Genomic DNA, 15,070 nt, shown 5'->3' with positions numbered 1-15,070 from the left:
CACCTCCTCCACATAATAAGAGAACGGGATGAACGCAAGGAGCGTTTACCCCGTTCTCATGTTGTTATTGAATAATATTATTATCCGGATCTTTAACTCCGGCTTTCATCGCATCAGTTACTGTGATGCCTTGGTCTGCAGCAGCTTTCAGGTTCAAAATCAAATCAAGCTTATCAGGTGTAGTCACTTTCATTTCACCTGGATTTTTACCATTCAGAATTTCAGCAGCCATTTGGCCTACTTGGTATCCATGGTCGTAATACTTAAAACCAACAGTTGCGAATGCGCCCTTCTCAACCGTATCGCGATCGCTAGAGAAGAATGGAATTTTGTTTTCTTTCGCAAGCTGCAGAAGTGCGTCAACACCGGATACAACCACGTTGTCCAAAGTAATGAACATCGCGTCTACTTTACCAACAAGCGACTCGCCTGCTTGTTTTACTTCCGAAGTGTTTGTTACAGCAGCTTCAACAAGTTCAATGTTGTGTTTAGCCAGTGCTTGTTTAGCGTTAGCTGTCATAACAACGGCATTTGGCTCACCTTTATTAATAACCACACCAATTTTCTTCACATCAGGGAAGTTAGCCGCAATGAAATCCATTAATTGAATGACTGCATCAGGGTTCGTATCAGAAGCACCTGTTACATTCGCGCCTGGAGCATCAAGATTTGTAACAAGCTTAGCATCAAGAGGATCCGTTACTGCTGCGAACAATACTGGACCTTTATTACCAGCTTTGTCATAAGCATTAACGAGTGCTTGTGCAGAAGGTGTAGCAATACCAAGAGCAAGATCAGCTTTAGCTCCTGCAATCTTTTGAGCGATAGACAAGTTATTTGTTTGATCGCCTTGTGCAGTATTGAAATCTACTGTCAAGTTTTCCCCTTGAACAAAGCCTGCATCCTTAAGCGCTGCAAGAAAACCTTCTTTTGTAGCGTCAAGTGATGGATGCTCTACGATCTGAGAAATAGAAATCTTGTATGATTTCTTATCTTGCGAATTTGCCGCGTTAGATGCGTCAGATGCATTTGTTCCATTATTACTACCTTCGTTGTTCTTCGCACTGTTCCCGCATGCTGCTGTAATAAGCAAAAGTACTAAAGCAAGTGGTACCAACCATTTCTGTTTCACTTCTAGATTGCCCCCTCAGTTGGATATATTGTCTGAATACTACTAATAACGTCGATTGACGCCCATCCATCAATTTTAATAGCATGTAAAGTTATACGTCAATGGATTCAATTACAAATTTAAATAAAAAAACCCTCTGCATATGGCAGAGGGTTTTTAAGATAAAGCGCGGCTAATGCCGCACTTTATTATTTTTGGATTGTTGCTACAGCGCCAGCGCCTACAGTACGGCCGCCTTCACGGATGGAGAAACGAGTTCCTTCTTCAACCGCGATTGGAGCGATCAGTTCAACTGTAACTGTGATGTTATCGCCAGGCATAACCATTTCAGTACCTTCAGGCAGGTTGATGATACCTGTTACGTCAGTTGTACGGAAATAGAATTGTGGACGGTAACCAGTGAAGAAAGGCTTGTGACGGCCACCCTCTTCTTTAGTCAGAACGTAGATTTGAGCTGTGAAGTTAGTGTGTGGTTTAACCGAAGCCGGTTTAGCCAATACTTGACCACGCTCGATGTCTTTACGGTCTACACCACGAAGCAATGCGCCGATGTTGTCGCCCGCTTGAGCGGAATCCATCAATTTACGGAACATTTCTACGCCCGTAACAACGGATTTGCGAGTTTCTTCAGCAAGACCAACGATTTCGATCTCGTCGCCAACTTTAACCACACCACGATCGATACGGCCAGTTGCAACTGTACCACGACCTGTGATTGTGAATACGTCCTCGACAGGCATCAGGAAAGGCTTAGCTGTGTCGCGCTCAGGAGTTGGGATGTAAGTGTCAACTTGTTCGAACAGTTCAACGATTTTCTCAGCCCAAGGACCATCTGGGTTTTGCAGAGCTTCACGAGCTGCACCACGGATGATTGGAGTGTCGTCGCCTGGGAACTCATACTCGTTAAGAAGGTCGCGAACTTCCATCTCAACCAGTTCAAGAAGCTCTTCGTCTTCAACCATGTCGCATTTGTTCAGGAATACAACGATGTAAGGTACGCCTACTTGGCGGGACAGAAGGATGTGCTCGCGAGTTTGCGGCATAGGGCCGTCAGCTGCGGATACAACCAGGATTGCGCCGTCCATTTGAGCAGCACCAGTGATCATGTTTTTAACATAGTCGGCGTGACCAGGGCAGTCAACGTGAGCATAGTGACGGTTAGGAGTCTCATACTCAACGTGAGCTGTCGAGATTGTGATACCACGCTCGCGCTCTTCTGGAGCTTTGTCGATTTGGTCAAAAGCGATTGCAGCGCCACCGTATTTTTTGGAAAGTACAGTAGTGATTGCAGCAGTCAAAGTAGTTTTACCATGGTCGACGTGACCGATTGTACCGATATTTACGTGCGGTTTATTACGTTCAAATTTAGCCTTTGCCATTGAACTTAATCCTCCTCAATATAACTAAAGTTTTATGTGTGGGCAAAGCACAAATGCTATAAAGCCTTTGTGCCCAGCCTAGCATACCCTAAGGTATCGTTAAGTCACTTAATAATTAAGCGCCTTTGTGTTTGGAAATGATTTCTTCCGAGATCGAACGTGGTACTTCTTCATAGTGCGAAAGCTCCATGGAGAATACGCCACGACCTTGAGTACCGGAACGAAGAGTTGTGGAGTAACCAAACATCTCAGCGAGAGGCACCTTAGCACGGATGATTTGTGCACCTGCACGAGTATCCATACCTTCGATACGACCACGACGGGAGTTCAACATACCCATAACGTCGCCCATGTACTCTTCCGGAACCATAACTTCAACCTTCATGATAGGCTCAAGAAGAACTGGGTTACATTTTTCTTTGGCAGCTTTAAGCGCCATCGAACCTGCAATTTTGAACGCCATCTCCGAGGAGTCAACGTCATGGTACGATCCGTCTACAACAGTTGCTTTAACGTCAACGAGTGGGAAGCCAGCGATTACGCCGTTCTTCATCGACTCTTCGATACCCGCTTGGATAGGACCAATGAATTCACGAGGAATAGATCCACCCACAACTTTGTTTTCGAATACGAAGCCTTGACCTGGCTCTTGCGGAGTGAATTCCACCCAACAATGACCATATTGACCTTTACCACCGGACTGACGAACGAATTTACCTTCAACCTTAGCCGCAGTACGGAATGTCTCACGGTAAGCTACTTGAGGTTTACCAACGTTTGTCTCAACTTTGAATTCACGAAGCATACGGTCAACCAGGATTTCAAGGTGAAGCTCACCCATACCCGAGATGATCGTTTGGTTCGTTTCTTCGTCTGTATGAGCACGGAACGTTGGATCTTCTTCAGCCAGTTTGGAAATTGCGATACCTAGTTTATCTTGGTCAGCTTTCGTTTTTGGTTCGATAGCTACCGAGATAACTGGGTCAGGGAAGTTCATCGATTCAAGAATGATCGGGCTCTTCTCATCGCAAAGTGTGTCGCCCGTAATCGTGTCTTTCAGACCGACTGCAGCAGCGATATCACCGGAGTAAACTTCGGCAATTTCTTGACGTGCATTCGCATGCATTTGCAGGATACGGCCAATCCGCTCACGTTTGTTCTTAGTTGCATTAAGAACATACGAACCGGATTTCAAGATACCCGAATATACACGGAAGAACGTCAACTTACCAACATAAGGGTCAGTCATGATTTTGAATGCAAGTGCCGCGAACGGCTCTTCATCAGAAGAATGACGTACTCCCTCTTCGCCATCTTCGAGTGTACCTTTAATAGCAGGAACATCGAGTGGGGAAGGAAGGAAGTCAACAACTGCATCCAACATCATTTGAACGCCTTTATTACGGTAAGAAGAACCTGCGATTACTGGGAAGATCTTAACTTCGCAAACACCCTTACGGAGTGCAGCTTTCAGTTCTGGAATCGTAATTTCTTCGCCTTCCAGATACTTCATTGTTAATTCTTCATCCAGCTCAGCTACCTTCTCGATAAGCTCCAAACGAAGCTCTTCTACTTGGTCAGCATATTCAGCAGGAATTTCGATTTTCTCAGGATCTTTCCCGAGATCATCTTTGTATTTGTAAGCTACGCGATCAATAATATCGATTACGCCGAGGAAATCACTCTCAGCACCAATCGGCAGTTGAATCGCAACAGCATTCGCTTGCAGACGCTCGCGCATGTCTTTAATAACATTCAGGAAGTCCGCACCGATAATGTCCATCTTGTTGATGTAAGCGATCCGAGGAACGCCATAACGGTCAGCTTGACGCCATACTGTTTCTGACTGTGGTTCAACGCCTTCTTTAGCACTGAAAACCCCAACAGCCCCATCCAATACGCGCAGGGAACGCTCTACTTCAACAGTGAAGTCAACGTGCCCCGGGGTGTCGATAATATTGATGCGGTGACCATCCCATTGAGCGGTCGTCGCGGCAGACGTAATCGTAATACCGCGTTCTTGTTCTTGCTCCATCCAGTCCATCGTTGCAGCGCCTTCATGCACTTCACCGATTTTATGAGTACGGCCTGTATAGAACAAGATACGCTCAGTTGTAGTCGTTTTACCAGCATCGATATGCGCCATGATCCCGATATTACGCGTATTCTTCAAGGAGAATTCTCTTGACATGAATTTGTCTCCTCTCGTGTATTGAGTTAAACTCAATCAAATTATTTAAAATCCTACCAACGGTAGTGAGCAAACGCTTTGTTCGCTTCTGCCATTTTGTGTGTGTCTTCGCGCTTCTTCACAGATGCACCAGTGTTGTTCGCTGCATCCATGATTTCTGCTGCCAGACGCTCTTCCATCGTTTTCTCACCGCGGTTACGCGAGTAGTTAACGAGCCAACGAAGACCAAGCGACGTACGGCGCTCTGGTTTTACTTCGATAGGCACTTGGTAGTTAGTACCGCCTACACGGCGTGCTTTAACCTCAAGTACTGGCATAATGTTTTTCAATGCTGCTTCGAACGTTTCCATTGGATCTTTACCTGTGCGTTCTTGGATCAGTGTGAAAGCATTATACAACAGCGTTTGAGCAACACCGCGTTTGCCGTCGATCATAATACGGTTGATAAGACGAGTTACCAGCTTGCTATTATAAAGCGGATCTGGCAATACATCACGTTTTGTTACAGGACCTTTGCGTGGCATGATAAAGTCCCCCTTTCCCAGTTAGTCGTTATACCCGGATATTATCCGAATGTATTCAACTTATTATTTTTTAACTTTAGGACGTTTAGTACCATATTTCGAACGAGATTGGTTACGGTTGTTTACACCCGCAGTATCCAATGCGCCACGAACGATATGATAACGTACGCCCGGAAGGTCTTTTACCCGTCCACCGCGGATCAATACAACGCTGTGTTCTTGAAGGTTATGACCGATACCTGGAATATACGCCGTTACCTCTACGCGGTTAGTCAAACGTACACGCGCATATTTACGAAGTGCGGAGTTCGGTTTTTTCGGAGTCATAGTACCTACACGAGTGCACACACCGCGTTTTTGCGGAGCGCTGATATTCGTTGCTTCACGTTTCAGAGCGTTAAACCCTCTTTGCAAAGCAGGCGATTTCGATTTTACGACTTTAGCTTGGCGGCCTTTACGGACCAGCTGATTAATTGTTGGCATGTTGCCACCCCCTTCCCATGATTATGTCTTATTTATGGCAAGACATTTAACCCAATCATTAAGCCCACAGATCCAGGCGGTTCATAAAAGAACAAATAAAAATTTTCGCCAGTCCATCATCTTTCAATTCTGCACCAACAAAAATTATGTTTTCATTATTCTTCATCAGGTATGAGCGCTGCCATAGCAGCTCCGACATCAATCCCGCAGGTCTCCCCAAGTTCATGCATCGTATCTGCCCACTTAATCGGAACACTCAACCGCTCGCAAAGATGAACGATCTTCTCTATCATCCTTGGATCTGCATCACGAGCTACATAGACTTCGATAGCTTTATCTTGCTCAAGCATCTTCGTCGTCTGTTTCGCGCCAACCTTGAACTGCATGATATCACCTTTCCTTCATCGGTAGAGCGATCACACAATTAGGCACACTTCGATATAGTAACACCTACATCTACAAGTGTCAAGCTGTAATACACCCTGTCCAAATTGCAAAGTTATGGATAATTCATTCGGACGGTTAAAGGTAAGGCCCACTAATCATTATACATGTAAAAGAGCGAGTATCAACAGGGAAGACCAACCATCCCTGCCGATGCCGCGCTCTTCTCATCTATTACACTATTCTATTCAATCGTTACAGCTTCGGATTCCAATTCGCCTTCTTCAGTTGTTTCCGGCTCATCTTCAAGGCCTACCAGCTTAATACTGCGGTAACGGTTCATACCTGTACCAGCCGGGATCAGCTTACCGATAATAACGTTCTCTTTCAGGCCTAGCAATTGGTCGACTTTACCTTTGATAGCAGCGTCGGTCAATACGCGAGTCGTTTCTTGGAACGATGCCGCGGACAAGAACGAGTCTGTCTCAAGGGATGCCTTCGTAATACCAAGCAATACTGGCTTCGCAACTGCAGGCTCAAGACCTGCAAAGATTGCTTCACGGTTAGCTGCTTCGTATTCATGAATGTCAACAAATGCGCCTGGAAGAAGCGTAGTGTCCCCAGCGTCAACGATACGGATTTTGCGAAGCATTTGCTTAACCATAACCTCAACGTGTTTATCGTTGATTTCTACACCTTGGTTACGGTATACGCGCTGTACTTCTTGCAAAATGTAGTTTTGAACGCCACGGATACCTTTAATACGCAGCATATCTTTAGGGTCGATCGAACCATCTGTCAGCTCGTCGCCGGCTTCGATTTGCTGGCCTTCGGTTACACGGATACGCGAACCATACGTAATAGCGTATACTTTCGTTTCCGCTTCACCTTGTACTTCAACTTCGCGACGGTCTTTCGCTTCGCGAATTTCTTTTACGACACCGTCGAGCTCAGTGATAATCGCTTGACCTTTCGGATTACGCGCCTCGAACAGCTCTTGGATACGCGGCAAACCTTGCGTAATATCATCGCCGGCTACACCGCCGGTATGGAACGTACGCATTGTAAGCTGTGTTCCTGGTTCGCCGATCGATTGCGCCGCGATAATACCAACCGCTTCGCCGATCTCAACGTGTTTGCCTGTTGCCAAGTTACGGCCGTAGCAAATTTTACATACGCCATGACGCGCACGGCAGCTAAGCACCGAACGGATCTGAAGTTTCTCGATACCAGCATCGATAATCGCATCTGCTTTACCGGAATCGATAAGCTCGCTTTTCTTAACGATAACTTCACCCGTTTTAGGATGACGAATCGTTTCGAATGCATAGCGACCTTCGATACGGTCATACAGATCCTCGATAACTTCTTTACCATCTTGGATTTTGCTAACAGCAAAGCCTTTATCTGTACCACAATCATCTTCACGAACGATAACATCCTGCGCTACGTCAACCAGACGACGAGTCAAGTAACCCGAGTCAGCTGTACGAAGGGCTGTATCGGCCAAACCTTTACGCGCACCATGCGTCGAGATGAAGTACTCGAGGACGGTAAGGCCTTCACGGAAGTTCGATTTGATTGGCAACTCGATGATACGACCGGATGGGTTCGCCATCAGACCACGCATACCGCCGAGCTGAGCGATCTGCGATTTGTTACCCCGTGCTTTGGAGTCAACCATGAGCATGATGGAATTGTAACGGTCCATCGATCTCATGAGAATTTCCGTAATTTGATCTTTGGATTTACTCCAAATTTCGATAACACGGTCATAACGTTCTTCGTTTGTAATCAGACCACGACGGTACTGATTCATAACGACAGCTACTTTAGCATCGGATTCTTTCAAGATCTCGACTTTTTCCTCTGGAACAATTACGTCCGATACCGCTACAGTAATACCCGCGCGAGTAGAGTACGTAAAGCCGAGTTGTTTAATACGGTCAAGAATAATCGACGTTAAAGTTGTATGGTAGATACGGAAGCATTCGCCGATGATGTTGCCGAGATACTCTTTACCGACACCGCCGGCAATTGGTAATTCGTCAACAATTTTGTTCAGGTCGCTGCCTTTTTCGTATACGAAATACTTATCCGGTGTTCCATGCAGCAAGTTCGCTTTAGTAGCTTCGTTGATGTAAGGGAAGTCTTCCGGGAAGATCTCGTTGAAAATGACTTTACCAACCGTTGTACTAATCAGCGAGTTCTGCTGCAGTTCCGTAAAGATCGTTTTCTTCAGTACTTTAGCTGGCACGAATACACGAGCATGGAGCGATACAATACCACGCTGATAAGCGGAGATTGCTTCGTTCACAGTCGCGAACACAGAACCGGAACCTTTGGCTTCCTTGTTGTCCATCGTCAAGTAATACGATCCGAGAACCATATCCTGCGATGGTGTAACAACTGGTTTGCCGTCTTTCGGGTTCAAAATATTACCCGATGCAAGCATCAGGAGACGTGCTTCAGCTTGTGCTTCTGCCGACAATGGTACGTGAACGGCCATTTGGTCACCGTCGAAGTCCGCGTTATAAGCGGTACATACGAGCGGATGAAGCTTGATGGCACGGCCTTCAACCAAGATCGGTTCGAACGCTTGGATACCAAGACGGTGAAGCGTAGGGGCACGGTTAAGAAGAACCGGGTGCTCCTTGATTACTTCTTCAAGAACGTCCCATACTTCTGGGCTAACGCGCTCAACCTTACGTTTCGCGCTCTTGATATTATGAGCCAAACCTTTGTTAACAAGCTCTTTCATAACGAATGGCTTGAACAGCTCCAGTGCCATCTCTTTTGGAAGACCACATTGGAACATTTTAAGGTTTGGACCTACTACGATAACGGAACGACCAGAGTAGTCAACCCGTTTACCGAGCAAGTTCTGACGGAAACGACCTTGTTTACCTTTCAGCATATGGCTGAGCGATTTCAAAGGACGGTTACCTGGGCCTGTTACTGGACGACCACGACGACCGTTATCGATGAGAGCATCAACTGCTTCTTGCAGCATACGCTTCTCATTCTGAACGATAATGTCTGGTGCACCAAGGTCAAGCAGACGCTTCAGACGGTTGTTACGGTTAATAACACGGCGGTACAGGTCATTCAAGTCAGACGTTGCGAAACGTCCGCCATCCAATTGTACCATCGGACGAAGCTCTGGCGGGATAACCGGAAGTACATCGAGAATCATCCATTCCGGCTGATTGCCGGAGTTACGGAATGCTTCGATAACTTCAAGACGCTTAATCGCACGATTACGACGTTGCCCTTGAGCAGTGCGCAATTCTTCTTTAAGCTGTTCCAGTTCTTTCTCTACGTCGATGTCTTGAAGCAATTTCTTAACTGCTTCTGCACCCATGCTTGCTTGGAAGCCATAACCGTATTTTTCACGGTAGCTGCGGTATTCTTTCTCCGACAGCAGTTGTTTTTTCTCAAGCGGCGTATCACCAGGATCGGTTGTAACATAGGATGCAAAATAGATAATCTCCTCAAGCGAACGAGGCGACATGTCAAGCGCAAGGCCCATACGGCTTGGAATACCTTTAAAGTACCAGATATGCGATACAGGAGCAGCAAGCTCGATATGGCCCATACGCTCGCGGCGTACTTTAGCGCGAGTTACTTCAACGCCACAGCGGTCACAGACTACGCCTTTATAACGAACGCGTTTGTATTTACCGCAATGACATTCCCAGTCTTTTGTAGGCCCGAAGATCTTCTCACAGAAAAGACCTTCTTTCTCCGGTTTTAACGTCCTATAGTTGATCGTCTCCGGTTTTTTGACTTCTCCGCGGGACCAAGAACGAATTTTATCCGGCGAGGCAAGCCCGATTTTCATATACTCGAAGTTGTTCACGTCCAACAAGGAGCAACCCTCCTTCGTCATGTATGGCTATGTCGTACAAATTGGCGGCTGCACGCCCTTCTGATGAAGGACGAGCAGCCTATAATCAAATCTTATTCAGCGCCTGCTTCGGCACCTTCCAAATTCAGGTTGAGCTTATCGCTCGTACCGTCATCTTCGTCATCGATTTCTCTCATCTCGATCTCTTCTTCATTCTCGGAAAGGATCTTAACGTCCATACCTAGAGATTGAAGCTCTTTGATCAATACTTTGAACGACTCAGGAACACCTGGCTCCGGTACGTTCTCACCCTTAACGATCGATTCATACGTCTTCACACGGCCAACAACGTCATCGGATTTGACGGTAAGAATCTCTTGAAGCGTATAGGCAGCGCCGTATGCTTCAAGCGCCCAAACTTCCATCTCGCCGAAGCGCTGACCACCGAATTGAGCTTTACCGCCCAATGGTTGTTGCGTAACGAGGGAGTAAGGACCAGTCGAGCGAGCATGGATTTTATCGTCAACCATGTGCGCCAGTTTGATCATGTACATGACGCCAACTGTAACTTCACGTTCGAACGATTCACCTGTACGTCCATCGTACAGAACCGTTTTACCGTTACGTTGCATACCGGCTTCTTCCATTGTGTCAAATACGTCATACTCGCGCGCACCGTCGAATACCGGTGTTGCAGCATGCAAGCCGAGCTGTTTACAAGCCATACCCAGATGGACTTCGAGTACTTGACCGATGTTCATCCGTGATGGTACGCCTAGTGGGTTAAGCACGACTTCTACTGGTGTGCCGTCTGGCAAGAACGGCATATCTTCCTCAGGCATAATACGGGCGATAACCCCTTTATTACCGTGGCGTCCTGCCATTTTGTCGCCTTCGGAAATTTTACGTTTTTGAGCAATATATACACGGACCAGCTGATTCACGCCTGGTGGCAGTTCATCGCCGTTCTCACGAGTAAATACTTTAACGTCTACAACGATACCGTCGGTACCATGCGGTACACGAAGCGATGTATCACGGACTTCACGAGCTTTCTCACCAAAGATCGCGTGAAGGAGACGTTCTTCCGCTGTCAGTTCCGTAACACCTTTAGGTGTTACTTTACCAACGAGGATATCGCCAGCGCCAATCTCTGCGCCGACACGGATAATACCGCGTTCGTCGAGGTTCTTAAGCGCTTCTTCGCCGACATTCGGAATGTCGCGCGTAATTTCTTCTGGTCCAAGCTTCGTATCACGTGCTTCGGATTCATATTCTTCGATGTGAATGGATGTATAAACATCCTCTTTCACAAGCTTCTCGCTAAGAAGAATCGCATCCTCATAGTTGTAGCCTTCCCAAGTCATGAACGCAACGACAACGTTACGGCCAAGCGCCAATTCACCTTGCTCTGTCGAAGGACCATCAGCGAGGATATCGCCAACCTTGATCACATCACCTTTGCGGACAAGCGGACGTTGGTTAATACATGTTCCTTGGTTAGAACGCATAAACTTATGCAGTTTATGTTTTACGAGATCGCCAACAACTTGTTTGCCGTCCAAAACTTCAGTACGACGCAGCCAAATTTCATTTGCAGAAACTCGTTCAATAACACCGTCAAACTTGGACACAATACATACACCAGAGTCTTTTGCCGATTTGTGTTCCATACCAGTACCAACGAGTGGTGCTTTAGGAATAAGAAGCGGCACGGCTTGACGTTGCATGTTGGATCCCATGAGCGCACGGTTGGAGTCGTCATTTTCCAAGAACGGAATGAGCGCTGTCGCAACCGATACAACCTGCTTCGGCGATACGTCCATGTAGTCAACGCGTTCACTTGGCATAGTCAGGATGTTATCTGCTTGTTTGTTATAACGAACGATTACGCTGTCGTCGACAAATCTACCGTCTTCTGCCAACTTCGCGTTCGCTTGTGCGATAACGTAGTTATCCTCTTCGTCAGCCGTCAAATACGAGATTTGCTCGGTAACGATACTAGTCTTCGGATCAACCCAACGGTAAGGCGCCTCAATGAAGCCATACTCGTTAATACGAGCAAATGTCGACAAGGAGTTGATCAAACCGATGTTCGGACCCTCTGGTGTTTCGATCGGACACATCCGCCCATAGTGGGAGTGATGGACGTCACGCACTTCAAAGCCTGCGCGCTCACGCGTCAAACCACCCGGACCGAGTGCAGACAGACGACGTTTGTGCGTCAATTCCGCCAGCGGGTTCGTTTGGTCCATGAACTGCGACAGCTGCGAGGAACCAAAGAATTCTTTAATCGACGCAATAACTGGTCGAATGTTAATCAAAGCTTGCGGCGTGATCGCGTTAGCGTCTTGAATCGACATTCTTTCGCGAACAACACGTTCCATACGGGACAGACCAATACGGAACTGGTTTTGCAACAATTCGCCTACCGAACGCAAACGGCGGTTACCGAGATGGTCGATATCGTCTGTGTTGCCTACGCCATGCAGAAGGTTAATGAAGTAGTTAATGGACGAAATAATATCCGCAGGCGTAATATGCTTAACGGATTTATCAATAACGCCATTCGCAATAACTTTAATGACCTTCGCATCATCAAGCGGTGAATACACACTAATCGCTTGAAGTGGAATGCTGTCTGCATCCAACACACCATTAGCAACATGATATGTTTTGAAGCCGACGTTTTTCTCCAATTTGTCGAGGATCTCATCAAGCAGACGACGGTCAATCATTTGTCCTGCTTCTGCGATGATTTCACCCGTACCTGGATCAACCAGTGTCTCAGCAAGACGTTGGTTAAACAGGCGGTTCTTAATGTGAAGCTTTTTGTTTATTTTGTAACGACCAACGTTAGCCAAATCATAACGTTTTGGATCAAAGAAACGAGCAACTAGCAAGCTCTTTGCATTGTCCAATGTAGGCGGCTCGCCTGGACGAAGGCGTTCGTAGATCTCGATCAACGCTTTCTCAGTCGAATCTGTGTTGTCTTTATCCAGCGTGTTGCGAATATACTCGTCATGGCCGAGCAATTCTAGGATTTCAGCGTCGGTCCCGAAGCCAAGAGCGCGCAAAAGCACCGTCACCGGTATTTTCCGGGTCCGGTCAATACGAACGTAAATGATGTCTTTAGCATCCGTCTCAAGTTCGAGCCAAGCTCCGCGATTCGGAATTACCGTTGCCGTGTATGTTTTCTTCCCGTTCTTATCAACCTTCGTGCTGAAGTACACACTTGGGGATCGAACCAACTGGCTGACAATAACACGTTCCGCCCCGTTAATAATGAACGTACCGGTCTCTGTCATCAGCGGGAAGTCGCCCATGAACACTTCTTGTTCTTTCACTTCGCCGGTTTCTTTGTTGAAGAGCCGTACTTTAACGCGTAGTGGAGCAGCATACGTCACATCGCGTTCCTTTGATTCATCGACCGAATATTTCGGTTCGCCTAAGCTATAGTCGATAAACTCAAGCGATAGATTGCCCGTAAAGTCCTGAATCGGCGAAATGTCCTGGAATAACTCAAGCAAGTCATTGTCCAAGAACTTTTCGTACGATTTTTGTTGGATTTCAATCAGGTTCGGGACTTCCAGCACCTCGTTGATCCGGGCGTAACTTCTCCGCGTGCGCCGACCATACTGAACAAGTTGTCCTGCCAACTTAACCTCACCCCTCATGTCTGTCTCACAGCATCGATATATCACTGCGTATACTTTAAATAAAGAAAAGCCCTTATCGAATAGTTCGAAAAAAGAGCGTGTTCCGGCAGCCAACCAAACGCAGCGCGGCGCGATGGTTCCATATCAAGTAATTTTGCCCAAAATGTAAACATTATACGTCAAATGTGCAAGTATTATGCATTCCGCGCCAAAAATCGCACTTGACATTTTAGTTGACTAAAGAGATTGAGCCCAATTTAATGCTGACATTTTATAATATTACCATATCTAAAAAGTCAAGTCAAGAAAATCGTTAGCTAGATTTCGTTGCCAAAAAAATCCTGTACCCCTTGTCCTTCGTTACCTCTTCCACATCGCCAAACAGCAACTCCAGCTTGGCTTCCGCCGATGGCGCGCCTTGCTTCTTCTGAATGACAACCCACATCTTACCGCCGGGATTTAGGAGCTGATAACCCTCTTCGAAAATACGATGAACTACTTGTTTGCCTGCCCGAATAGGAGGGTTGGTCAAGATAACATCATACCGGTTCTCTTTCACCGATTCATAGATATCACTTTGCGTAACCGTAACATTGTTTATTCCGTTTAGCTTGGCATTCTCTTTCGAGAGTTCCACAGCACGTTCATTAATGTCGATCATGGTTACATGCCCCTCTGGCGCAAGCTTAGCCGCAGTTAATCCGATGGGCCCATAACCGCACCCGACATCCAGCACTTTAGCAGACGGCGCAAGAACGAGCGCATCCAGCAGTACACGACTGCCATAATCGACACCTGATTTGGAGAAAACGCCGGCATCCGTCATAAATCGTAGCGTATACCCTCGAAGGTTCGCCTCATGTATTTGTCTATCATGCTTCACTCCCGGAGTTTGGGAGTAATAGTGGTCCGACATCCTTATGGCCTCCTGCCTATCGCTCTTCATGGCTTTAACATGCAACGAACCCCTTGAAACGTGACGTTTCAAGGGGCCCGTTATTATAGTTTGAAGTGAAATTACTTCACTTCTACAGATGCGCCAGCTGCTTCAAGCTTAGCTTTAACTGCTTCTGCTTCTTCTTTAGCAACATTTTCTTTGATTGCTTTAGGAGCGCCGTCAACCAGGTCTTTCGCTTCTTTCAGGCCAAGACCTGTGATTTCGCGAACAACTTTGATTACGTTGATTTTCGATGCGCCAGCGTTGTTAAGGATAACGTCGAATTCAGTTTGCTCAGCAACTTCTGCTGCGCCGCCTGCAACAACTGCAACTGGTGCAGCAGCTGTAACGCCGAATTCTTCTTCGATTGCTTTAACAAGATCGTTCAGTTCAAGAACAGTCATAACTTTAATCGCTTCTAAGATTTGCTCTTTAGACATGATTATACCTCCGAGAGTGTTTTTATTTTTTTTGGTTTATGCCGCCTTCTGAAGAAGGTCAGCAGTTCGAACATGGTTTATGCAACAGCTA

Annotated in this window: 10 protein-coding genes; all 10 read right to left on the bottom strand. The window is 46.6% G+C overall.

Annotated features, from left to right (window positions below):
• Positions 1–64: 64 nt before the first annotated feature.
• A complete protein-coding gene (locus FHS17_RS29275) occupies positions 65–1,132 on the bottom strand; it encodes an ABC transporter substrate binding protein (protein ID WP_167282841.1) in 1,068 nt (355 codons plus the stop codon).
• A gap of 188 nt (positions 1,133–1,320) precedes the next feature.
• Complete coding sequence (gene tuf / locus FHS17_RS29270) at positions 1,321–2,511, bottom strand: elongation factor Tu (RefSeq protein WP_167282839.1); 1,191 nt, start codon at positions 2,509–2,511, stop codon at positions 1,321–1,323.
• A gap of 115 nt (positions 2,512–2,626) precedes the next feature.
• Complete coding sequence (fusA, locus tag FHS17_RS29265; RefSeq protein ID WP_167282837.1) at positions 2,627–4,702, bottom strand: elongation factor G; 2,076 nt, start codon at positions 4,700–4,702, stop codon at positions 2,627–2,629.
• Between the two features lie 53 nt (positions 4,703–4,755).
• Complete coding sequence (rpsG, locus tag FHS17_RS29260; RefSeq protein ID WP_091190695.1) at positions 4,756–5,226, bottom strand: 30S ribosomal protein S7; 471 nt, start codon at positions 5,224–5,226, stop codon at positions 4,756–4,758.
• Between the two features lie 63 nt (positions 5,227–5,289).
• On the bottom strand, positions 5,290–5,709 hold the full coding sequence (gene rpsL, locus FHS17_RS29255) for a 30S ribosomal protein S12 (RefSeq protein WP_015847231.1): 420 nt from the start codon (positions 5,707–5,709) through the stop codon (positions 5,290–5,292).
• Between the two features lie 155 nt (positions 5,710–5,864).
• A complete protein-coding gene (locus tag FHS17_RS29250; RefSeq protein WP_167282836.1) occupies positions 5,865–6,095 on the bottom strand; it encodes a ribosomal L7Ae/L30e/S12e/Gadd45 family protein in 231 nt (76 codons plus the stop codon).
• Between the two features lie 242 nt (positions 6,096–6,337).
• Positions 6,338–9,964, bottom strand: coding sequence for a DNA-directed RNA polymerase subunit beta' (gene rpoC / locus FHS17_RS29245; protein WP_167282834.1), 3,627 nt, complete (start codon positions 9,962–9,964; stop codon positions 6,338–6,340).
• Positions 9,965–10,056: 92 nt separating this feature from the next.
• Positions 10,057–13,620, bottom strand: coding sequence for a DNA-directed RNA polymerase subunit beta (gene rpoB / locus FHS17_RS29240; protein ID WP_167282832.1), 3,564 nt, complete (start codon positions 13,618–13,620; stop codon positions 10,057–10,059).
• Between the two features lie 295 nt (positions 13,621–13,915).
• Positions 13,916–14,518, bottom strand: a complete 603-nt coding sequence (locus FHS17_RS29235) for a class I SAM-dependent methyltransferase (RefSeq protein ID WP_167282830.1) — start codon at positions 14,516–14,518, stop codon at positions 13,916–13,918.
• Positions 14,519–14,619: 101 nt separating this feature from the next.
• Positions 14,620–14,979, bottom strand: coding sequence for a 50S ribosomal protein L7/L12 (gene rplL, locus FHS17_RS29230; protein ID WP_167282828.1), 360 nt, complete (start codon positions 14,977–14,979; stop codon positions 14,620–14,622).
• Between the last annotated feature and the right edge of the window lie 91 nt (positions 14,980–15,070).

The sequence above is a fragment of the Paenibacillus lupini genome, from assembly GCF_011761355.1.
In the GTDB taxonomy this organism is placed as follows: Bacteria; Bacillota; Bacilli; order Paenibacillales; family Paenibacillaceae; genus Pristimantibacillus; species Pristimantibacillus lupini.
Note: the sequence above shows the minus strand (reverse complement) of the source record. Positions and strands in the feature narration are given on the sequence as shown.

What these genes read in the sequence shown, in the direction of transcription:
- tuf (WP_167282839.1), bottom strand. Translation starts at nt 2,511, where the DNA reads ATGGCAAAGGCTAAATTTGAACGTAATAAACCGCACGTAAATATCGGT.
- fusA (WP_167282837.1), bottom strand. Translation starts at nt 4,702, where the DNA reads ATGTCAAGAGAATTCTCCTTGAAGAATACGCGTAATATCGGGATCATG.
- rpsG (WP_091190695.1), bottom strand. Translation starts at nt 5,226, where the DNA reads ATGCCACGCAAAGGTCCTGTAACAAAACGTGATGTATTGCCAGATCCG.
- rpsL (WP_015847231.1), bottom strand. Translation starts at nt 5,709, where the DNA reads ATGCCAACAATTAATCAGCTGGTCCGTAAAGGCCGCCAAGCTAAAGTC.
- FHS17_RS29250 (WP_167282836.1), bottom strand. Translation starts at nt 6,095, where the DNA reads ATGCAGTTCAAGGTTGGCGCGAAACAGACGACGAAGATGCTTGAGCAA.
- rpoB (WP_167282832.1), bottom strand. Translation starts at nt 13,620, where the DNA reads ATGAGGGGTGAGGTTAAGTTGGCAGGACAACTTGTTCAGTATGGTCGG.
- FHS17_RS29235 (WP_167282830.1), bottom strand. Translation starts at nt 14,518, where the DNA reads ATGTCGGACCACTATTACTCCCAAACTCCGGGAGTGAAGCATGATAGA.
- rplL (WP_167282828.1), bottom strand. Translation starts at nt 14,979, where the DNA reads ATGTCTAAAGAGCAAATCTTAGAAGCGATTAAAGTTATGACTGTTCTT.